Source organism: Sulfobacillus thermosulfidooxidans (genome assembly GCF_001280565.1).
Lineage (GTDB): Bacteria > Bacillota > Sulfobacillia > Sulfobacillales > Sulfobacillaceae > Sulfobacillus > Sulfobacillus thermosulfidooxidans_A.
Map to the genome: position 1 here is coordinate 1,272,845 of NZ_LGRO01000001.1, position 22,813 is coordinate 1,295,657.

A 22,813-nucleotide genomic window follows, 5' to 3' on the forward strand; every position below is an offset into this window, starting at 1 on the left:
TACAATAGTCATGGCTCTTTCTGTCTACAGAGTTCAAAATCGAGGTGACAGACATTGAAAGACAGGCAGCATGATGAATTTAATGCCCGCGTTAAGACGGATTTCGAAGGCCTCCCGATTATTTATTATCGTCTTGATGCACTAAACTCAGAAAATTCGACCTCCATTAATACTCTTCCTTTTTCCGTAAAAATCTTGTTGGAATCTTTATTACGACAAATGGATGGTCATCAAATCACCAAAGACGATGTCTTGCGTCTAGCTCACTGGGATCCGCTTAATCCTTCCGCTAGTGGTGACATTCCTTTTAAACCGGCTCGAGTTGTGTTACAAGATTTCACAGGGGTGCCGGCAGTTGTCGATTTAGCCACCATGCGTGATGAGGCATTTCGTCTTCACAAAGATCCCACCCAGATCAATCCTTTGATCCCAGTTGATTTAGTCATAGACCATTCGGTTCAAGTCGATGCGTTCGGAACACCCACCGCATTGCAAATTAATACAGAACGAGAATTTCAACGGAACAATGAACGATATCGCCTGTTGAAATGGGCGCAAAAAGCCTTTCGCAATTTCCGCGTGGTTCCTCCGGGTACGGGCATTGTTCATCAAGTAAATTTAGAATATCTCGCGTCGGTCGTGGCCCAGCGTGAGGACGAGGACGGGATTCTGGTCTTTCCGGATTCCGTAGTCGGTACCGACTCTCATACCACCATGATTAACGGTTTGGGTGTTCTAGGTTGGGGTGTTGGCGGCATTGAAGCCGAAGCCAATATGTTAGGTCAGCCCCTGTCATTTGTGGCCCCTGCCGTGATCGGATTCCGATTAACGGGTCAACTCCGTGAAGGGGTTACCGCTACCGATTTGGCCTTGACGATTACCCAGATTCTCCGCCGGCATGGCGTTGTCGGCAAATTTGTAGAATTTTTTGGTCCTGGTGTGGCGCAAATGAGTATTGCCGATCGTGCCACGGTTGCCAACATGGCGCCAGAATATGGGGCGACCATGGGATTTTTCCCGGTCGATGATGAAACCATCCGGTATTTACGACAAACCGGACGGGATGATCAGCATGTCCGTCTCACTGAATGGTATCTTAAAGAACAAGGACTCTTCCGCACAAAGGATGCGCCAGATCCTCAATTCTCAGAAGTCATCGAACTGGATCTGGCCGATGTTCGCGCCAGTTTGGCAGGTCCCAAACGTCCCCAAGACCGCGTTGATCTCACCGAAATGCCTGAAGCCTTTGAACAATCCCTTCGCCAAGATGTTAGCCAACGAGGATTCGGTCTGACCCCCGATCAAACCCGCAAAACCGCTACCATTACCTGGGAAGATGGACATCAAGAAACGATTGGTCAAGGCTCTGTGGTAATAGCCGCCATTACTAGCTGCACCAATACCTCTAATCCTTCTGTCATGATCGGCGCAGGACTGCTGGCCAAAAAAGCTGTCGAACGTGGCCTAAAGGTCAAATCTTATGTCAAAACATCTCTAGCCCCTGGTTCGCGTGTCGTTACAGCCTACTTAAAAGCTGCTGGCTTATTACCCTTTTTGGAACAATTAGGCTTTGACATTGTCGGTTATGGTTGCACCACGTGCATCGGGAATAGTGGGCCCTTACCCCCTTTAGTCTCTCAAGCGATTCAAGAACATGATTTAACAGTGGCCGCTGTCTTAAGCGGAAACCGCAACTTTGAAGGCCGTGTGCATCCTTTAGTCAAGGCCAATTATTTAGCGTCGCCTCCTCTGGTGGTGGCCTATGCCTTAGCGGGCACCATGCGGATTAATTGGCATGACGATCCATTAGGTTATGACGCCGAAAACCACCCCGTATTCCTCCGCGATATTTGGCCCAGTAATCACGAAATTCAAGATACGCTGGCAAAAGCACTCCAGCCCTTGTTGTTTACTGAACAATATGAGGAAGTGTTTGGGGCCAACCCATTATGGAATCAGTTACCCGAAATCTCAGGCAGCACCTATTCATGGGATCAATCCTCAACCTATATTCAAAAACCTCCGTTTTTCGACGTGCAGGAAAGACTCAGCGGGGATATTCATAATGCCCGTATTCTTGCCATTTTCGGCGACTCGGTGACAACCGATCATATTTCCCCGGCCGGTAACATCCCCGTTGATAGTCCTGCCGGACAGTATCTTTTGTCCCATCAGGTGGCTCCGCATGATTTCAATTCGTACGGATCACGACGCGGTAATCACGAGGTGATGATGCGCGGGACGTTTGCCAATATCCGGATTCATAATCTCATGGTGCCAGGCAGTGAAGGCGGAATTACCCGCGTCTACCCATCTGGTGAGGTGCTACCGATTTTTGACGCGGCCATGACTTATAAGGCTCAAGGGATCCCTCTGGTCGTTATTGCGGGTAAAGAATATGGAGCGGGAAGTTCCCGGGACTGGGCAGCGAAAGGTCCCAAATTGCTGGGCGTGCACGCGGTAATTGCTGAAAGTTTTGAGCGCATTCACCGAAGCAATCTCGTTGGTATGGGCATTTTGCCCTTGCAATTTATGCCGGGTGAATCCGCCCAATCATGGGCATTGACTGGAGACGAAACATTGGATGTCATCTTGCCGTCTCCGCTTACCCCAGGAGCCAGAGTCAGCGTGAACATTTACTCACCGCACACGCAAACTCCAAAGAGCTTTGCGGTCATCTCCCGGTTAGACACACCCGTAGAAATTGAGTATTTCCACAACAATGGTATCCTTCAAACCGTATTAAATCATCTGGCCTAACATCTGAAAACCCCGGCGAAGACCCTTATCCGTCTTCGCCGGATGCATAAGAATGGACTTCGGTAAATTGATATTGATTGACCTCACGCACCATCTGAAAACCCGTTTGCTGGTAGACACGATTAGCAGCTGGATTAGCCTTGTCAGCAAATAAATAAATGTGAGTATATCCGAACTCTAAAAGTTTTTGACAACTCAATGCAACAAGGCGGCTCGCATAGCCGTAGTTGCGCCAACATGGCGGAGTATAAACTGGGGCGATACGAATCCCATGCGGCGTAGGATGAGCATAGCCCACAACGCTCCGGGGCATCCCAGCGTCTTTTAATATGAAAAACCCTCCGTCACGGATAGAATTTCGTAATCGATTTTGAACGAGTGTCCTGGCCTGTTCCAAACTCGAAACGAATTCCGGCATCGCTTCCCGTTCAAACTCATGAATCCATGATACCAACCATTCTACATCGTCTTGATCTGTCAGCTGAACCATCTCTTCCCCATCAGCCAGGGATTGAGCATGCAAGGAAGCTGCCGTTAATTCATAAATCTGTTCACGTATCAACAGCTGAGATTGACAAGCCATCAGCTTCGTCCATGTTTCACTAAATATTTTGGCCACGGCTGCAGGTCCAAGGACTCCGGGCAAATCAATATGATCATGATACAGTTCCCGGGCTAGCTCAGCGACCGCTTGTTCGTCGCGAAAATCGGATAAAACCAGTTGATGGCCTTCTGTGCGCAATGCCACCCCACAAACGGCGCCGCTCTCATTCTCAATACTTACCCAATAAGCTTTCTCTGCAATTAAGGGATCCCTACTCAACTGACCGATTAATCCCCATAGCAAATTATGCGCGGCTTCTGATTCCAGTAAATAGTCCCGGACGCGGCAGGTAAAGTCAGGGAAAGATATTTCTCGGGGCCCTTGAAGTTTTCTCATAATCCATCCTCACTTTCTCCGCAAGCGAGCAATCCTCATTACTGGGGTCTCAGATCGTCGTGTCAAAAAATGACGTTATTTAATTCTCACCACGTGCCCAAGATAAGCTGTGTTCCGGCATTTCTCGCCCCAGAAAGTTCAGGAGGTCTTGTGATGTGTGTATCCCAGCACAATGTCTTTGACATCCCCAGAGAAAGGATGACGCACAGTCTAAAAATCCTCGCTAATGGACTTAGTCCGAAAACCTCTTTCATCACACGCGTCTTTGTCACCAGTGGGCTCAAAAAAAACTGTCGTCAACGAAACGGCTGAAAATTCCTCTTCCTCGGCAAGAATTTCCGCACAGTATGAAGGAATAGCGCCAGCCAAGACCCGCAAGGGCAATTCTCCTCCTTCAGGAGCAGCTTGCTCTCGCCAGACTTCTGGAGCATTCCATAGAATCTCCCACTGCCCTAACCCAAACGCTTCTTTTGCCACCCTGAGATATTGGCGAGCATCGTCGGGATAACTCGACATATCCTGATTCCACAAATCCAAGCGATGAATCAACGATCCTGTCGCCAGGACCAAAAGATGAAATTTCTTGGCCAATTGGTGAATTTGTTGTCCTAATGCCTCGTGGGCGACCGGGCCTAATTCCGGGCAAATGGAAATCGGGACCACAGGAATATTTGCGGCAGGGAACAGGTGATATAACGGTGCCCATGCCCCGTGATCTAGTCCCCATTGGTCTGTGATTGCGATCGGAATTTGTGCTTGCCGTGATAATTGCTCTAATGCCTGCACCACATCAGCGGCGCCGGGCGGTGTATAATGCACCTGATAAAATGAAGACGGAAATCCTGCAAAATCAAAGATTTGCCGCAAAGGCGAAGAGTTTACAAGACCAAAACCTGTTCCTGTCACAAAATGCGGCGAAATAACGACAACCGCGTCAATAGGTGACAAACCTTGAATACGCTGACCCAGATCTTTCAATGCCTGTTCCGTCGCCTCGTGACGAATTCCCAGATCGCCAATCAAGGTTGGCGTGTTTGGTGCATAAATTCCGCCTAAAAGGGCCATTAGATGCCACCTCTTTTCCCGGCGGATCGGTAGAGAACCATTGGCCCATGATCCCCTGCCGATCCTATTTTATGGCCTTAAGAATTCGCTCCTTTAGAATATATGGGTCATTAACCGCCGGATCGTCATCAACCCACATCTGTACTTGTTTGAGCCATTTCCCGACCTCGGGACCCGGGGAGAGATTGAGCCAGCGCATAATATCCTTGCCATTGATGGCTAAGCGTCTTCGCGAAGAGGAATGAATGAAAGCCTCATTCCAGCGGCGTTTCACCATCTCTTCAGAGACCCAATGATCTTGATATCCGGCTCCAATAATATCCATTTTGCGTAAGATCCACAATTGTTGAACGTGCTCGTCTCCCCATTCTCGGGCAATACGCCTCAACGTTTTCGCTTGTACGTTTTCCCAGGGATACATGTGATGAGCAATTAATGCGGTAACGCTTGCAATCGTTTTGTGATCGAAATGCAGCGATTCCAACAGGTTTTTGGCCAAAACCGCGCCTTTTTCAGCGTGACCATAAAAATGTCCTTGTCCATTTGCATCCAGCGTATAGGTCCATGGTTTGCCAATATCATGTAAGAGCCCGGCTAACCGCAATAAAGGCGTCGGACCTTCCCCTGCAGTATACAATAAATGGTGGTTTAACATATACCGGTGATAGGGATTTCGCTGAACAAATCCTTGCGTCATGCGCCAGTGGGGCCATATGACTGCCAATAAGCCCAAGCGCTCCGCTTTCCACAACGCCCGCGCAAAATGCACAGACTGTAACAGACGCCATAACTCGTCTCGTTGGCGCTCGACGCTGATCCGTGTCAATTGCGGCCATAAGTGTCCTATTGCATACTCCAGAGATGGTGCCAGTTGAAATGGTTGGCCGTGGTGATCCATGCCCACAAAGCGCAGGGCCCGCCAGATTCGTAAAGGATCCTCAGACAATCGACGGTGGGCATCCCCTACACAGGTAATAATTCCCCGCTTCAAATCGTCCTGCCCTCCATATGGGTCAATCAGACGCCCTTCCCAGGTGAGGGCGAGGGCATTCATCGTAAAGTCCCGCCGCGCTAGATCCTCTTCAATATCATCGGTCCAGACGACTTGTTCAGGATGACGCCCATCATGATAGCGCCCTTCCCGTCGCAAAGTTGTATGCTCGATAATACAATGCGGTGAATGTGGATCATACAAGCTCACTGTGCCAAACCGTAGTCCCGTGGCAATCACTCGCCACCCATGCTGATGCGCCCAGTCCATTACCTGTTCGGGCGTCCTTGAAGACGCCAGGTCGTAATCATGCGGCCTCACACCGCGCAACAAATCCCTTACAGCGCCTCCGACTAAATATGTCGGCACATGAGGTGTCTGTAATTGCGACCATAAGCGTCTAACCATTAATGGAATTTGCTTGCGCCATGGCTGCTCCATGGTGCCCCTCCTCACCTTCGTCATCCGCCTTATCATCTTATCCGCTAACGTTTCCCTATTCCAGATTTTCTTTAATTCTGAACCTAATCCCTGTCCACCCCTGTAATGTTCACAGAAAATCTTTATCACCCGGGTGATAGAGCGTTTGCAGTTTTGCTAAAAATCTTGTAACATTCATTTGATTTGTTGTACTAACGGATTATTTCAAGATATTGCCCCGTCCATTGGTCCGACAGGGTTGAAGGAGGGTCTATTATTTACCGACTGACGAAGGCCGCACTGAATAATGTCACTTTTATTATACTGTTGGTGGTTATAGGTATTACCGGAGGCATCTGGTCACTATTTCAAATGCCAATAGAAAGTTTTCCCAGTATTAATGCACCCGTTGTCAATATTGTAACACAATATCCTTCAGCACCGCCGAAAACCGTCGCTCAAGACGTCACAGCGCCCATCGAAGAAGCGTTAATTGGGCTGCCTAACATCTCTTCAGTTAATTCGACATCGAGTGAGGGCTATTCGGTGGTCACGGCAGAATTTAATGTCGGCGTCAACACCTCGCAAACCGACAGTGCCGTAACGCGTGCATTACAAGGTATTGCCTTACCTCAAGGCGCCTTGACGCCGACCATTAATACATTAGATTTAAATGCCTTACCCATTATGATTCTGTCATTATCCGGCCCCTCATTGTCTCAATTAGGACACATTGCGAACCATATCATAGCGCCCGCGCTATCTTCCGTGAGTGGTGTATCTTCTGTGACGGTGGCTGGCGTTGATAGTCCTGCTATTCAAATTACTTTGAATCCCCAAGCGCTCCAGGCACATCATTTAAGTCCGGAAGAAATTTCTACGGATGTGCAAGACGCGTTAAAAACCTTTCCGTTAGGGCAAGCTGTCATGAATAATAAAGGGATTTCCGTTGTGGCCGTTCCTTCTGCCCATACGCCAGAACAACTGGCTAACTTGCCGATTGTCGCCACAAATCCGTCGCTGGAAGACACATCCACGATGCCTCATGGGAAGCTATCAGCGAATCCGTTGACCCTAAAAAGTGTAGCCACCATCAACACCGTAAAAGCTCCAGCGAGTACGATCAGCCGTCTTGATGGTCATCCCAGTGTCACCCTGAATGTAATCGAAACCTCTGATGCGAACACCGTCGACGTCGCGCATAATGTTTTGCAACAAATTAACACCTTACAATCTCAGTTGCCCAAAGGTGTGACACTATCTGTCCTTCAAAATCAAGCTACCAACATTAAAGCCTCGGTCAACGGCATGGCTCGTGAAGCGATTTTAGGGGCGATTTTGGCCGTCATTGTGATTGCTTTCTTCTTATGGAATGGCCGCTCGACTTTGGTTGCGGTTGTCGCCATCCCCTTGTCCATCTTTATTAGTATGATTGTGCTTCATGCCATAGGCATCACCTTGAATATGATGACTTTGGGCGGCATGGCCGTGGCCGTGGGGCGTGTGGTGGATGATAGTATCGTAATGTTGGAAAGCGTTTACCGAAGAATGCAAGCTACCGGGCAACGGGGAGCTGACGCCATCATTCACGGGGCCAAAGAAGTGGCTTCTGCCATTACCGCATCGACTCTGACCACGATTGGCGTGTTTTTCCCCATTGGCCTGGTAAGTGGGATTGTCGGCGAGTTTTTCCGGCCCTTTGCCTTTACGGTGGTTTTTTCCCTCATTGCCTCGTGGTTTGTAGCTCTAGTGGTCAATCCCATACTCATTCATGTCTTTTTGGGTAAAGGACAGATAGAAACGAAGCATGAATGGGCTCCCGCCCGCCTTTACCGCAAAATTCTTAGGTGGAGCCTTCATCACCCCCTAGTAGTGTTATCTTCCGCGGCTATTTTGCTGGTAGGAAGTCTCGGATTAGTTCCCACCATTGGTACCGCCTTTTTACCGCCGACGTCGACGCCTTCGCTTAATGCCAAAATGGTGTTACCCGCTGGTACCACTCTGACCGCGACCAATGCGGATAGTCTGCAGGTTGAAAAGGTGATTCGCCATTTGCCAGGAGTCCTCCAATATCAAACAACGGTAGGAGCCCCCACCAAAGCCTCCAAATCCATCGTGCAAAGCAATGTCGCCAATTTCTTTATCAGTTTAGCAAAGGCGGCCAATCCTCAAAATCTGGCCACCGAGTTGGATAATCGCTTAAATGCCCTGCATTTACCCGGGGCCACGTTTGCCGTCGCTCCCGGCAGTTCCTTTGGAGGTGGGTCAAGCACCAATCAACTGCAAGTCTTAGTGCAATCATCCAATCCTGCGCATTTAGCAGCAGCCAGTCAAACAGTTGCCCGAATTATGCAGCAACAACCGGGGGTGAGTCAGGTCCAAAATCAATTAGCGACCAATCAACCAGAAATTAGCGTGCAGGTTAAGCCTTCCGCCGCCAGGGCCTTAGGCTTGACATCATCCGATATTTTGGGCCAAATCTCCCCGTATTTTGTGAACAGTCCAGTAGGAACCCTGTCTTCGGTTCAAAATGCGGCAATTCCTGTTTATCTCCAACTGCCTCATCATTCGACCATGACTTTATCCGATTTCAAGGATGTGCCCATTCAAACTCCTCTTGGCCATAGTGTTCCTTTAAGCCATGTGGCCACCGTATCGATGCAATCGGTCCAAACCACGATTACTCAAACTAATGGCATTCCCACGGCCACAGTGTCTGCCGTGATCACCGCTCAAAATGTGGGAAAGGTTAGCCACTTAATCGCACACGCCATTGCCAAAGCCCATCTTCCTTCGGGCGTTTCGACAGTCATGGGAGGAGTGTCGCAATTACAAGCACAGGCATTTAGCCAGTTAGGCGAGGCCATTATTGCCGCTATCGTGTTAGTTTATCTGATTATGGTCCTAGCGTTTGGCGGCGCCTTAGCCCCCTTGGCAATTTTGTTTTCCTTACCCTTGGCCGTCATCGGTGCCCTCTTGGGTTTATATCTCAGTCATCAACCTTTAGGCATTCCGGCCCTCATTGGATTTTTGATGTTAATTGGTATTGTGGTCACCAATGCGATTGTGCTGGTTGATCTCGTCCAGCAGCACCGCCGCGAGGGCATGGCATTAGATGACGCCCTGCTCCAAGCTGGTTCAACCCGTCTTCGTCCCATTCTTATGACCGCCTTAGCCACTATTGGCGCGCTCTTACCTTTAGCACTCGGTGCCAATGAAGGAAGTCTCATCTCGGCCTCTTTAGCGGTCGTGGTCATTGGTGGCCTATTCACATCAACCCTACTAACCTTAGTCGTCGTTCCCATTATGTACCGGATTTTACATCGATCACGACAAAATCCTGGAGATTCCCAAATCAAAACCGCCTAAGGTGATGATTGAACGCCACAAGCTCCCCTCACCGGAAACCTCGATCACGTTCGGTGAGGGTTTGTTCTTTTCATTTTCTTTCCATGGCACACTCCCAGACTAATAAGGTGTCGACTTTTTGTCCGGGCTCTAAGAGGCGCCAGCCCGTGAACTTTGCTGGGTAGGCCAAATGAGGAGCATTGTGGACCCAGGTATACGGTTCAACGCTGATGAAGTCGGCGGTTTCATGAGGCCTATATAAAACCCAGTGACGAAACGGTGAAAACGCGTGCAGCCAAATCTTTTGATGCCGCTCGGCATCCTCAAGTTCCACCACATGGTGTTGAGGCGTATGGACCGTATAACACACATCGCACACCAGGTCCCTTGGGTTCCACCGCGACGTCAAAAATTCAGCATGGGCCAGTTCGCCGGCCATGGCCAAACGGACAGGCATTAAGTCCGGACCCATAATCCAAGGGCGCCCGGGCGGCAGCGATAATTGCCATGGAGTCTTAAGACAAATATTGAGGTGATATCCAAAACCAAAAGGAACCACACGTCGACCGAAATTGGTAAATGAGGCGCGCATCATAAAAAACTGTTGCGCTAAGGCATATTCCACGCGGACCATTAAAGGTTGGTGCATGTAATGGGTGAGGACGGATAGGGTGTCGGGAGAGGGGCTCAGAACACAATGGGTCGACGATCTGATTTGGATGTCAAAAGGCTGATTCCATAAGAAACCGTGTAAATGATTGGGTCCCGCCGTGTCATTACGAGGCCATTGCCAGTGTTCGTCCCCATAGCTTAATTGGCCGTTTGCTATGCGCCCAGCAGGAAACAATAAAGGCATCCCGAATAAATAGGGTTCCAGATCGAGTTTTTGCGAAGTCAAAGGCCCCCGGATTAATGATTGTTGACTGGGTACGTGAATCAGTTGCCCTATAGTGGCCCCCCATTGTGGCCACACGGTGACGGCCCAATAGGAATTTTCGAGATGAACGAGGTCCATCATTCATCCATCATCTTCTTTCTGGTTCATAAGACCTTATGCAGCCCGTCGGCGGGGCGGGGAACGGTCAATACGCGGGGTAATGTCCAACGTTGCTCTCGGTAACGCCGGGTCAACACAGATTCAATAGCCGTGTATTGGTCACTATCGCCAAGGGCAACGACTGAGCCGCCAAATCCAGCTCCCGTCATGCGAGCCCCTACTCCCATGTCTTGTAACCAGGCCACGGTTTCATCCAATACCGGTGTCGAGACCATGAAATCTCGCGACAAGGACTGGTGACTATCCCATAATAACTGATTGACCTGATTCCAATCGCCCCGTTCTGCCGCTGCGATAGTCGATTGTACTCGCTGATTTTCCCTGACAATATGCCGCGTACGTGCTTGCAAAACAGGGTCAGTCAGTTGATCGATATCGTGCGCTGATGCAAAACGTAGGCAAGGTATTCCCAATATGTCTTGCGCTCGCTGCGTTTCCTTAACACGCTCATGATAGCCACTTCCTGCTAAAGTTCTCGGTGTTCGCGTATCAATGATAAAAAGCAATTTACCGGCTTGGGCATAATGAAAGGCAACCGGCTGTCCCTCTTCCGCAAGGGCATCGACGAATATGGCACAATCTCTTTGCCCACGCACTATAGCCAGCGGATCCAAAATTCCTGACTCAACACCTAAATAGACATTCTCGACTTGGCGGGCGAGACGGATCAGCGTCTTAGCATCATAAGGATGTTCGGTGAGATCGGATAGGGCGGCTAATAGGGCTAAGGACAAAGAGGCCGACGACGAGAGGCCACTAGCCACAGGCAGGGTAGACATCAAGAGAATATTCGCACCCGTATTCACACCTAATAAATCCCATACTCCCACAACAAAGCCCAACAAACCGGACAACGGCTTGTTTTTGGCCAGTTGAGATACGGCGTTAAGGGAAAGATCAACCCGCTGATCATGAAGATAGTCGCTATATACGTGAATTTCCTCATCCGGTCGTAAACGAGCGGCAATCCACGTGCTGTAAGGCACCGCGATCGGAAGAGCGAAGCCGCCTTGATAATCGGTGTGGTCGCCAATCAGGTTGACGCGTCCAGGAGATTCCCACACACTTTGAGGCGATTCCCCAAATAACTGGGCGAAGTGATTGACGAAGGTTTTTTCTCTTACTGGCACTTAATTCATCCTCTTTTCTTGATGAATCCGGTGGAAAATCGGTTCGAGGGAGGTCGCGACAAATTCTGGAGTCATGTCGACAACGAAAGCATCCATTGCAAGCTCTGATCCCGCCAAATACTTAATTTTTCCCGACCCGCGATCAATCGGAAGAAAATCCCAGCGAAAATGGTAGCAGGAATCCTTCTGTACATCCTGGTACAAGGCCATCACCAACGCTGTGCGAAGTCCAAAATAGGTATCATAGGTGCGCACAATATGCTGCATCATCCGCACACCTTCACAGATTTCTTCGTCAGTTAATTCCGCTATATGTGGCACATGGCGCTTAGGCACTAGCCACAATTGATAAGGCATACGCAGAGCATAAGGAACCTCTATGCGCCAGAACTCATTGGCGGCGATGAGGGGACCATGCGGTTTGTGAGCATCACACAATGGGCAGACTGACATAAATTGCCGCTGTTCCCGCTGTAACCGCGGGGGAATATACGGATATGCATAAATTTGGCCATGAGGATGAGCAATACTAGCGCCTACCTTACCACCCCGATTTTCAAAAACGACGATGGCTTGGACATTCGGGTCTTGCCTCAATAGTGTTGTCCGATCCATCCACACATGCCAAATTAAAGTGGCATGCTCCGGCGACACATAGGCTAAATCATCGTGATGGTGCGGAGAATAAACCACGACCTCGGATGCGCCCGGCGCATGAAATGCTGGAAACTTATTCTCAAAGACTGCCACATCAAAAGGTACCGTTCCCACTTCAGTTCCCTCCCCTGGACAAAAGGGACAGCCCATCCGTTGCCCGGCCGTCAATGGGCGCTCCTGACGGTCGGCATTTAAACTGACCCATTCTTCCGTTAACGGATCTTGCCGCAAGACAATCACTCAGTTCCCTCCTTGGGATTGGGATTGGGATTGGGATAGGTATAATGGGGAGATCATCTGGTCTCTTGAGACACACCCGGCACGAAAATTTCTACAGCGCCTGTCATGGCAGGACCCCCACTGGCGAGTGAACATGGCGACATCATCCCCTGGTTTATGGCCTGGTTTAAGCACTGCCCGACCTCTTTACACGCCCTGATGACATCCCATGAATTTGGGGACATGGTATCCGGTTCTTCCCCGCAAAACGGCCAACGCAACAATGCGTATGGCCACAATTCGGTCTGTGCCACATAAACAATTTGGCGTTCGAGTTGACCCATGGCTTCGGCGAACGCCTTGTTGCGCACAAGAGAACACCTGTTTGTGTCAGGAGTGATCATCAATAAGCCACCCGTTGCCAAGGATTTGACCATCGCCATCAACATTGAGCTCTCTGACAGGATTCGTTCAAACACAATGGCTGGATCGTTGATGTCGACCATATCCCATGGCGCCAAATGATAAATCGTGTGAATAGTATATTGATGGCTAATCAACTCCCACACTTCCGGCGTTGTCCAGACAGGGGGCAAACACCAAATCGATGAATTCGCAATAGGCTTTGCTCCGACAAGAATTACTGGCTGAGACGAATCCAAAGAACACGCCAGCTCTTGGGCTAAAATTTGAGATCCTGTTACAACCGTAGCGAGCGGTTTGATCCGGCTACGCGGTGCAATTGGCGGCATTGCCGTGTAATACCATCTTTTTCGTCCATCCTCATGATTTTTGGTTTCACATCTCCATAATGTCGTCACACATCCCGCCCTTCTTATGCCTCTTCGGATGTATCAGGATTATGGGCATTTTCTATTTCTCCTGAATTGACCGGAGCCAGAATGATCTCCACGCCTTTTTCTGCTACCTGCGGAGCAAAAAGGCGAGACGATGGACTCTCGCAAGTAATGATCGTATCGATTTCCTCGATGGGAGCGATATGCGCTAAGGCTTTGATTCCCCATTTGGTGGGATCCATGACAACGGCCACTCGCTCAGCATGATGAATAAACACGCGGTCAATAGCGGCCTCTTGAATATTCGGCGTGCTCATTCCTTCTTCTATATCCAGACCATGAACGCCCAAAAACAACAAATCCGTGTGTAAATGGCGGGCTGTATATTCCGCAAAAGGTCCCACCAAGGCGTCAGACGGCGTCCGAAAATTGCCTCCGGTCAAAATAATGTGAGACCATCCCTGTTGTTGCAATTCCAATGCAATATTGGTGGAATTGGTCACAAACGTCAAATGGCGAAATCCCCGCAAAGCATGAGCAATGGCCCAGGTTGTGGTGCCCGCAGAAAAACCAATGGTCATCCCTGACTCAATCAATTGAATCGCTTGCCTGGCAATAGCTTGTTTTTCAGCTTGATAAAGCCGGCGCTTGACCTCGAACGCCAATTCCGTGGCACTGCGCTTAACCTCAATGCCTCCTGTAACATGTTCCAACAAACGGTGCTGCTGTAATACTCGCAGGTCCCGTCGAATCGTCATCTCCGAAACGCCCAGTTCCCGGGCGAGATCTTTGACCGAACCACTCCCATGTTTGGCAATCCAGGTTAACACTTTTTCTTGTCGTTCCCGGGGTCTCAAAGGTTTTTGCCTCCTTCGTGATATCATAGCATTTTTCTCACAGATAATCACAGATTTTTGTTATTTAATGTGATTCAAAGTATGACGTCAGGCAATAGTTGATCCTTTTTGGTATCATAAGGCCATTATGGCGAATTCACGGCATCTTGCATGATGACTGGAGGACAAAAACGTTGAAATTTTGGTTACTCACCACAGAATTCCCCCCTTTTTTCGGCGGTGGGATTGCTACTTATGCGGGTTTAACCGCTCAGATTTTTAAGGACCATGGACATGAAGTTACGGTCGTGGTATATGATGAGCAAGCACAAGGCCGGAAGGAAATGGTTATCGAGGGAATTCGTGTCATCCGGTTTTCGTCGTTATTGGCCGATTCCCATCTCATGCTCGGATTTGCTGCCAAACTCAGTTATTCTTATGCGAAGATTGTCGAAGATTTGATTATCCGTGAAGGCCCTCCGGATTTCATCGAGAGTCAGGAGTATTTAGGTATTGGTGCGCATTTATTACAGCGTAAACGCACTTTGGATCCGCTGTTTGTGAACATTCCTGTAATCATAACGGCTCACAATCCCAAATTTCTTCTAGATCCCATTGACCGTGCCCCCACCTATCAATTTCCCGATTATTGGACGGGTGAGTTAGAGCGCTTTAGTTTACGGGCCGCTGATGGGGTTATCTCCCCTTCGGCTTTTTTACGAACAGCGTTAACCCAAAGTCTTCCTGATCTTCGGGTGACAGTCATTCCAAATCCTTATCGCTTGCCCTCACAACCTCTCAACACCTCACGCCAAAAACGGCTATTATATGTCGGCCGGCTGCAGTTTTTTAAAGGAATTTTAGACTTGTTGGAAGCTTTAGTGCCCTTATGGAATAATGGATTTGCCTGGCCCCTGGATATTGTCGGCAATGACAGCCCTTATTATCTCAAAGCTACCCGTTTTAAGTCCTATATCCAAAAGCGATATGAATCTTATTTACGAAAAGATTTAATCCATTTGCACCCGGCCATGCCGCCGGAAAAACTCGGGGTTCTTTATGCGCAAGCTGGCTGTGTGATTTTGCCTTCACGTTTTGACAATTTGCCATACGTTTTGTTAGAAGCGATGAGTTATGAATGCGTGGTGGTAGCGACCCGAAGTGGAGGGCAAAGCGAAGTCATCGTTGACGGTGAAAGTGGCTTTTTGTGTCAGGCAGAACAATTGGGGCACACAATTAAAAAGCCACGGAACTTTCTTCGGACCAGCAAGCCATAATAGGACAGCAGGCTAGAATTCGGGTGGCTGAATGGACCGATCCCGCATCCATTTACGAAAAGAAAATGGACTATCTCCTCTCGCTGCGGCGTTCAGAACCGCCGCGGTCCTTTCCCGTCATCCGCCCTACTCCCTTGTCCGAACTTAAACCGGTCTCCAAACAAGGATACCTAAGCATTGTCATTCCCTTTTATAACTTGGGGTCTTATCTTCTCGAAACTTTAGATAGTCTCATGCAGCTTCCCTCATCGTTGATTAAAGAAATCATTGTCGTCGATGACGGCTCAACGGATGGGGTCAGTATTGCTGCCTTACGCAAGGCTGCCCGTACATATCCCGATACGACAATTTATCGCACACCGAACCAAGGTCTCGCTAGGGCCCGCAATTTTGGCGCTTCAAAAGCGACCGGAACCTTTTTGGCCTTTCTTGATGCTGATGATAAAGTCGATCCCCGATATTATCCGCGGGCCATCAAAATTTTGCAGCACTATGATAACGTCAGTTTTGTCGGTTGTTGGGCACAATATTTTGGAGCCGATCAGCATATTTGGCCAACGTGGAATCCTGAACCGCCCTATGCCCTTTTCCATAATCCTCTTAATACGAGTGCCTTAGTGTATCTTCGCGACCATTTCCTAGCCTATGGCCAAAATGATCCCGACATGGAATATGGAATGGAAGACTACGAAAGTCTGATCCGGATGTTACGTCACGGCTGTCACGGCGTAGCCATACCCGAACCTTATTTCTTTTATCGGGTACGCCCCCATTCCATGTCGCGTGAATTTAACCAGGCTAATCAACAATATTTATACCGATTGATTGTGCAAAAAAACCGGGATCTATATGTGCAATATGCGGAGGATCTCTTTTTTCTGTTTAATGCTAATGGTCCGCAGTATTCCGTGGATAATCCCACAGTCCCCCCTCCCCATATGGGTTTCTTGCATGAGAAGCCCTCAACATAGCCTCTACAATTCTTAAAAAAGAGAGTGGTAGTAATCTCTGGATGCAAAAAATCCCCAGCAGGCATGCTTGGGTCCTAGGGAGGGAAGTAACCTCGGATTGCAAAAGACTATTTGAGTACAACGAGCTTATCCCTAATCTCCACAAGTGATCGAAGTCATTTTTTCTCTTTGCGCCGCCGTCAACGCTAATTTTAAGAAAGATTAGCGAGAAATTATGGAGAGTGGCGCCAGTGTTTGCGGAAAAACCAAGCGGTAATACCACCGCCATAGCAAATACTGCCGCATAATCAATTGTGCCTGCGAAATATTTTTGAGCGCAAATTGTAACAACCGTCGTTCCAAGACGTGAATAATTTGACGAAAATTCCCTCGGTACTTCGTAAGCGTTCTCCTTTACCGGTAAAACAGGCATGGTTTAGCGATAATTGTACAATTATTATGCCATATTTCGATGCCATTCGTCTTAAATTTGATGCTGAAAAATACAGGAAATCATAAGGGAAACATGCGCATCATCGTTCCAATCGGACTGTAAAGCGCCTGCGCCACGAACGCTTCGTGGGTCTCCAAGGTCTTCGGGTCACGCCCGGGTTGCAGGTCCAGGTAACGTTTTATCAGCGTCGCTGGAATGTGTCTCGGATCGGTTCGTAAAGTCTGTTCGATACCTTCAAGTATTTCCACGAAAGACCTCGTTAGGGCCGTCAGCTCCCCCGCCTGTTTCGTCTTATCTTGCACCCGTAACGATTTTTGCACACAATATGTATGAAAAATCTGCAGCGCTTCACCAAATCGATGAAGCGCCGTCAATAAGCCTGAGGCAGCTTCAACATCGACTGGCCTTTTGTCCCGTCGACTCAAAACATGATTCAGAGAGGACAACGCATTAGTGCGCGCCAGTTGTATTTGCAAACGATAAAAAGCCGTTTGATCCAACGTTAAAATAGTGCTTTCACAGTGCATAATTAGGAATTGAAAATACAGGCGCTGACTTTGAACCAGGTCGGCTATCGCTGCGGCCACCGAGGTTTTTTGCCAACGGGGCCATAATAAATACGAGGCTAAGGCCAATGCCGTACCAATAAGCGTATCGATAACCCGTTCTTGTACGGTTTTAACAGGTGATAAGTGATCAAAAAATGACAGGAGCACAACAATCTCTGCCGTCATAAAGGCACTAAATAATGTGTAATTGTAGGAAAATACCGTATACAACCCCACGGCAAACACGACCAAAAAGATTAAGGTCAAGATGAGCGGATGCAGGGGCAACGCGATTAACCCAGTAGCCAGCACGACGCCACCAATCGTCCCTAGAACACGCGCCACGCCCCGAACCACGGTCGAAAAGAAATCGGGTTTCAGAATGACTAATGTTGTTAACGGCACCCAGTACCCCCGTGACAATGCCAATGTCCCATAAAGCCATACTGCAAATCCCAAAATCACCGCCATTCTCAGGGCATGACGAAATGCTGCCGAATGCCCCGTCAGATTTGCTTTCAACGTGGTCACCATCATCGCGATCGGTTCAATAATCGGCTCAACTGGAACGTCGAGAACGGTATTGCCATCCTCAAGAATATTATTCGGCGGCGCTTTAGCTAATGTCACCAGGTCTTCTACCGCCTGTGTAACATGATTTTTAGGGGAGAAGGGGCCTAGAGGCACTAAGCTCCAAGACACGGGTGAGCGGGAATCTAGCCTTTGGCCCATGAGAGGATGTCTCATAAAAGGACGATTAAGACGCACATTTTTAGATTTGCGGCGAAGTTCTTGGGCCGCAATCTCAAGACTTGAGATAATGCTTTTCATGTTACGAGGAACAATAGGAACAACAGCCGTTCCATCTCGGACTTTAGTCTCCAAAATTTGATCCACAAACAACAAACGGATTTGTTGTACCTGACGTAGCACATCCCACAAATATTGCCGGTAACGGGGCGAAATCAGGGAATCTCGCACTTGACCTTCGGCCATAGCCAAGGCATAAGACAGGTTTAAGTCATATTGCCGGGTGGGATGTTGGATATAGTCGGTCAGTGCCTTGATGACGGCCACCACACTATCCGTTTCGGTGGCCTGAGGCACAATCATCGCCAACACTATCATTAATATCAGTTGCAACATGCCGCCGGCGATAACTAGTAATGTTTGAATGCCCGCGAAATACGGCGTGGCTGGAAATCCTGAAAAAATGACTAATCCTATCGTTGCTAATGTTCCTACTTGTGTGGCCTGCGGAGACAATGCGACCATCATGCCCGCTAGAAATCCGCTAACCATCGTCACAATCATAATGCCCATAAGGGAATGCCCCACGACACTCCCTAAGAACGAAGCAAGGCCAATCCATAATACTGCGAAGGTCATCGTCCGCAATCTTTGGCGGATTGTGCCTGATAAACCGGCCAGGCCCGAAACTAAAGCTCCCACAGCCATCACAACGGCCGTTGAAACATGGCCCGTCAATGTCCCCACAAGCAGCGGCAAAACAATGCCAAGGGCATTACGAAATCCTGCCGTAACGTGCAACTGGGCCGGGTCATGCGTAGCCAAATTGCTCAAAATACGCTTGGTATTGATTGTGTTCACATTCCAATCTCCTGTGTCATGTCCTCCTGTATGATACCAGAACCGTACAACAACCCCTACCGACCCGAATCACTATTGGATGTCTAGGTTATAAACACAAAAACGAGCTCTGTGGGCCCATCGATTTTCGGATGAGACGTCTGGGACAAGGTTGAGAGTTAGCGTATCATATTAAACACGGGAATGGATTTGACATGATACGAATTTCCCGAATCTTATCCTGTCGAAACTTTTCAAGTGGCAAAGGCGGCCCATAGCTAATGGCTAAGAAATTTAGAACATTATGGTTCTGGCAATCTCCCCAAAATGTCTATCGCGGGTTCGGACTTGTGCTCATGCTTATCATCATCGGGCTTTGGAGGCTGCGACGATTCATGGGCCTTTTCTATATCCATGTGCTGTTCGCGAGTCTCTGGCTCGGAACTGACACATTCGTCACCCTTTTTCTGATTCCGGGATTCTTACAAACCCCTTTGCCCGCGCAAACCGCTTTTTTCCGGTGGTTTTTGCCGCGTATGATGACTTTCAATCCATCGGTTGCCCTTCTCACTGTGATAAGCGGTGTCGCTTTAGTCACCAATACCACGCGAACCGGGGCTCTCCTGACGAATCCGTACATTATTGGACTGGGTGTTTTATTGACCATAATGTTCGTGATTGGCTTTTTAAAAATTCGCCCAGCCAATCAAAAAATCCTACAGTTATGCCAAGAGCCCTCGGCAAATACTCAGGCTATTGCTGCCTTACATCGCCAGGTCTTACCGTTTATGCGCATGCAAATCACATTATTAGCACTCATTTTCGGGGTCATGATCGTCATCCCATGATGGGGATTCATATGGATGGTGATATAAAAATTTCAGATATGGTGGTGACTGTGCCTAAGCATTTATGATTATTTTTCTCTCCCCTTCTTCCATCTCGTTCTGGTTTATCACTTGCCATGAGCAAACGCTCTTCAGGAAAATGTCCCTCTGTACTCCATTGCCCCGATTCGCAGCCCGTCCTAAAGATTGGCGCAATACTGGTGTTCTTTACCCCTTGGCGACCATCATGGTATAGTCAAAAGATAATTGATTTCGCCAAGGGATATATCAGGAGTATCAGGAGACAGTGGATTGAGCACACATTATGATGTCATTGTGATTGGTGGCGGTCCTAGTGGATTAATGGCCGCGATTACGGCCCAAAACGCTGGGGCCACGACTCTATTAGTGGAAAAAGGACACAAGCTGGGACGCAAATTAGCCATATCTGGGGGAGGACGATGCAATGTCACCAACGCCAAGCCCTTGGATGAATTGATAAAAAACATTCCGGGTAACGGCCGATTTATGTATTCTGCCTTATCACAGTTCAGTAATCGCGAAATTATCCAATTTTTTGAAGACCTCGGCATAGCCTTAAAAGAAGAAGACCGCGGACGCGTCTTTCCACAATCCAACAAGGCCTCCACGGTCGTCAAGGCCCTGGTCGACCAGCTGTTAACGGCAGGTGTCAAAATTCTCCAAGACAGCCCAGTCGCAGCCTTACAGGCACGCGACGGGATGATTGATGGAATTGAGTTAGTTTCCGGTTCCCTTCTACACGCCAAGGCTGTCGTCGTGGCAACCGGTGGTGCCAGCGTACCCGCTACCGGCAGTACCGGCGACGCTTATCCGTGGGCTCGTGCGTTGGGACATCACATAGTCGATCCCTATCCCACAGAAGTTCCCCTCACCAGTAATGCCGCCGTCATCATTCAGCGACGATTGCAGGGCTTATCATTACAAAATGTTATGGTGCGTCTAACCGACCATAACAAAACCTTAACCACCGAATCCGGTGATTTACTCTTTAGTCACTTCGGTTTAACCGGACCGGTGGCATTACGGCTGAGTCATTATGTGTCCACGGCCTTGCGCCACAATCCACATGCCGCAATGATCGCCTGGATTGATTTAGCGCCTCATGAGCTTACCGATAACCTGACAACCGCGTTTTACCACGCCAGACATCAAGTTCCCAAGCGGCAAGTGAAGACTATGATGAACCAAACCTGGCCGGAACGGTTAACCGAGGTCTTATTAGAAAGCGCCGAGATTTCAAGCTCGCTTCCTCTCGCTCAATTATCTAATGTCCAAATTCAAGCCCTGGTGCACACCATCAAGAACTTTCCCGTAACCATAACAGGCACCCTCCCTTTGGAAAAAGCCACCGTCACAGGTGGGGGCGTGTCAATTAAAGATATTGATCCCCGCACAATGGCCTCTAAACGATGCCGCGGACTCTATTTTGCGGGAGAAGTGATTGACGTCCACGCTCACACCGGTGGTTACAATATTACTGTGGCTTTTTCCACGGGCTACGTTGCTGGCCAGCATGCTGCGTTGTTTGCCCAATCCCAAGATGCCGCGTCGTCATAAGTTACTCGGATGAAGGGCCCCAAAATTGTGCCAAGAAAATATCCCGCCCTGACGCACGGCGATACCGTTGATAGTGTTCGGGATGGGTTTGATAAAAATCTTGATGATAAGCCTCAGCGGGATAAAATTGTCCAGCAGGCAGGATCGGAACAACAATGGGAGCCGGAAACCGGCCACTCGCCTTCAAACGGGCTTTGGATTGCTCGGCTAACTCACGCTGTTGGGCATTATGATAAAAAATGGCCGGACGATAAGACGGACCACGATCGTAAAACTGACCTTGATTATCCGTTGGGTCAATTTGGCGCCAAAATGCTTCTAAGAGTTGGTCGTATGTGATTTTACGCGGATCAAACGTGATTTGGACCGCTTCATAGTGACCTGTGGTTCCTGAACAAACTTCTTCATAAGTAGGATTTGCCGTTGTTCCCCCGGTATATCCGGAAACGACTTCGAGGACTCCAGGCATTTGATCAAAGGGATGTACCATACACCAAAAGCATCCACCCGCAAAAGTCGCAACGCTCACGGGTTGCATGTCGCTCGCTGCCATCTACACCGCTCCTCTCTTCTGACGCCTTGTGTTTTTGAGTATAGCACGGATGCTGACCAACAAATTTCTGGCAATCACCAAGACATTCGGCGGTGAAAGCTCTATCCTGATGACCTAGACCACTGTTTTCAAAAGAGGCGAAAAGACCTCTTGAAAGAGGGATAATCCGCGAATAAACCATGCTCGTAATTCCTCAAGATTATCATCATGAATCCGCCCAGGTCGATACAAGGCAATCCGGCATGCACGTCGGTGATCATGATCTTCCCACGTCAAGGCCCGCGGAAAATGCTGTTCGATGTCATGACGCTGAGCTTTTAAAGCCTCAAAAACGCGGTGATTGGCGACTTTATCTCCCGTATCAATCGAGAGTTCGATTCGGATTCGGCCATCACGTCCAAAAGATAAGGTATAACTAATGCCCTTATGTCCAGAGGCAAAACTATACCAAGACTGGGGCAATGGGGTGCGTTCGATTCCCATATCGTGAATCACTGACGCCCAAAACTCTTTATATTTTTCCGCACGCGACCCAGGCGCTGAATGATCCCGCAATTCCTCTTCAATCAAATACTGGATTGCTTCATCCATCGATAAGTTCAACTGACTAAGATACACACGAAATTGGTGTGCGGTCCCTTTGGGAAGGCTAATGACTATCTCTTCGTGCTCCTGTGCCTGCTGAAAACGAGCGTATCGCTTTAAATAACCGGCCATATCCTCTTCCTTTTCGACATCAAACATTTCATATCCAAAAACAACTTCTTCTTATAATAATTTATATTATATGATTCT

At 48.7% G+C, this 22,813-nt stretch carries 18 protein-coding genes; 6 read left to right on the forward strand and 12 right to left on the reverse strand.

Annotated features, from left to right (window positions below):
* Positions 1-54: 54 nt before the first annotated feature.
* Positions 55-2,760: an aconitate hydratase AcnA gene (acnA, locus tag AOA63_RS06485; RefSeq protein ID WP_082343798.1), complete on the forward strand. Its 2,706-nt coding sequence runs from the start codon at positions 55-57 to the stop codon at positions 2,758-2,760.
* A gap of 25 nt (positions 2,761-2,785) precedes the next feature.
* On the opposite strand, the gene AOA63_RS06490 is transcribed toward acnA, so the two are convergent.
* The 3 genes from AOA63_RS06490 to AOA63_RS06500 all read right to left on the reverse strand — a co-directional run bounded on the left by AOA63_RS06490 (position 2,786) and on the right by AOA63_RS06500 (position 6,197).
* Positions 2,786-3,700 (reverse strand): GNAT family N-acetyltransferase, encoded by a 915-nt coding sequence (locus AOA63_RS06490; RefSeq protein ID WP_053958937.1) that lies wholly within the window; start codon positions 3,698-3,700, stop codon positions 2,786-2,788.
* 210 nt (positions 3,701-3,910) lie between these two features.
* Positions 3,911-4,765, reverse strand: coding sequence for a dioxygenase family protein (locus tag AOA63_RS06495; RefSeq protein WP_053958938.1), 855 nt, complete (start codon positions 4,763-4,765; stop codon positions 3,911-3,913).
* 64 nt (positions 4,766-4,829) lie between these two features.
* Positions 4,830-6,197 carry a CCA tRNA nucleotidyltransferase gene (locus tag AOA63_RS06500; protein ID WP_053958939.1) on the reverse strand — a complete coding sequence of 456 codons (1,368 nt, stop codon included), beginning with the start codon at positions 6,195-6,197 and terminating at the stop codon, positions 4,830-4,832.
* 279 nt (positions 6,198-6,476) lie between these two features.
* Here AOA63_RS06500 and AOA63_RS06505 point away from each other — a divergent pair, with 279 nt between their 5' ends.
* On the forward strand, positions 6,477-9,545 hold the full coding sequence (locus AOA63_RS06505; protein ID WP_278277064.1) for an efflux RND transporter permease subunit: 3,069 nt from the start codon (positions 6,477-6,479) through the stop codon (positions 9,543-9,545).
* 70 nt (positions 9,546-9,615) lie between these two features.
* Here AOA63_RS06505 and AOA63_RS06510 read toward each other — a convergent pair whose 3' ends face one another.
* Genes AOA63_RS06510 through AOA63_RS06530 form a run of 5 tightly spaced genes read right to left on the reverse strand, consistent with a single transcriptional unit; the run spans position 9,616 to position 14,241 of the window.
* Positions 9,616-10,542, reverse strand: coding sequence for an aldose 1-epimerase (locus AOA63_RS06510; protein ID WP_053958941.1), 927 nt, complete (start codon positions 10,540-10,542; stop codon positions 9,616-9,618).
* A 23-nt stretch (positions 10,543-10,565) separates the two neighbouring features.
* A complete protein-coding gene (locus AOA63_RS06515; RefSeq protein WP_053958942.1) occupies positions 10,566-11,711 on the reverse strand; it encodes a galactokinase in 1,146 nt (381 codons plus the stop codon).
* The gene (locus tag AOA63_RS06520; protein ID WP_053958943.1) at positions 11,712-12,608 is read right to left on the reverse strand and encodes a galactose-1-phosphate uridylyltransferase; all 897 of its coding nucleotides are present in this window, start codon (positions 12,606-12,608) and stop codon (positions 11,712-11,714) included.
* Between the two features lie 53 nt (positions 12,609-12,661).
* Entirely contained in the window at positions 12,662-13,408 is a 747-nt protein-coding gene (locus AOA63_RS06525; protein ID WP_053958944.1) for a hypothetical protein, read from the reverse strand.
* 14 nt (positions 13,409-13,422) lie between these two features.
* Positions 13,423-14,241: a DeoR/GlpR family DNA-binding transcription regulator gene (locus tag AOA63_RS06530; RefSeq protein WP_053958945.1), complete on the reverse strand. Its 819-nt coding sequence runs from the start codon at positions 14,239-14,241 to the stop codon at positions 13,423-13,425.
* A gap of 173 nt (positions 14,242-14,414) precedes the next feature.
* On the opposite strand from AOA63_RS06530, the gene AOA63_RS20175 reads away from it, so the two are divergent.
* Positions 14,415-15,497 (forward strand): glycosyltransferase family 4 protein, encoded by a 1,083-nt coding sequence (locus tag AOA63_RS20175; protein ID WP_053958946.1) that lies wholly within the window; start codon positions 14,415-14,417, stop codon positions 15,495-15,497.
* 23 nt (positions 15,498-15,520) lie between these two features.
* Positions 15,521-16,468: a glycosyltransferase family 2 protein gene (locus tag AOA63_RS20180; protein ID WP_053958947.1), complete on the forward strand. Its 948-nt coding sequence runs from the start codon at positions 15,521-15,523 to the stop codon at positions 16,466-16,468.
* A gap of 201 nt (positions 16,469-16,669) precedes the next feature.
* Here AOA63_RS20180 and AOA63_RS19720 read toward each other — a convergent pair whose 3' ends face one another.
* On the reverse strand, positions 16,670-16,810 hold the full coding sequence (locus tag AOA63_RS19720) for a hypothetical protein (protein WP_171822631.1): 141 nt from the start codon (positions 16,808-16,810) through the stop codon (positions 16,670-16,672).
* Between the two features lie 150 nt (positions 16,811-16,960).
* Positions 16,961-19,060: an FUSC family protein gene (locus AOA63_RS06545; RefSeq protein WP_053958948.1), complete on the reverse strand. Its 2,100-nt coding sequence runs from the start codon at positions 19,058-19,060 to the stop codon at positions 16,961-16,963.
* Positions 19,061-19,320: 260 nt separating this feature from the next.
* Between AOA63_RS06545 and AOA63_RS06550 the strand changes: the two genes are divergently transcribed.
* Complete coding sequence (locus AOA63_RS06550; protein WP_053958949.1) at positions 19,321-19,887, forward strand: hypothetical protein; 567 nt, start codon at positions 19,321-19,323, stop codon at positions 19,885-19,887.
* A gap of 291 nt (positions 19,888-20,178) precedes the next feature.
* Positions 20,179-21,465 (forward strand): NAD(P)/FAD-dependent oxidoreductase, encoded by a 1,287-nt coding sequence (locus AOA63_RS06555; protein WP_082343802.1) that lies wholly within the window; start codon positions 20,179-20,181, stop codon positions 21,463-21,465.
* A gap of 1 nt (position 21,466) precedes the next feature.
* Here AOA63_RS06555 and msrA read toward each other — a convergent pair whose 3' ends face one another.
* Positions 21,467-22,018 (reverse strand): peptide-methionine (S)-S-oxide reductase MsrA, encoded by a 552-nt coding sequence (msrA, locus tag AOA63_RS06560; RefSeq protein WP_053958950.1) that lies wholly within the window; start codon positions 22,016-22,018, stop codon positions 21,467-21,469.
* Between the two features lie 114 nt (positions 22,019-22,132).
* Complete coding sequence (locus AOA63_RS06565) at positions 22,133-22,762, reverse strand: DUF4268 domain-containing protein (protein ID WP_053958951.1); 630 nt, start codon at positions 22,760-22,762, stop codon at positions 22,133-22,135.
* Positions 22,763-22,813: the final 51 nt, after the last annotated feature.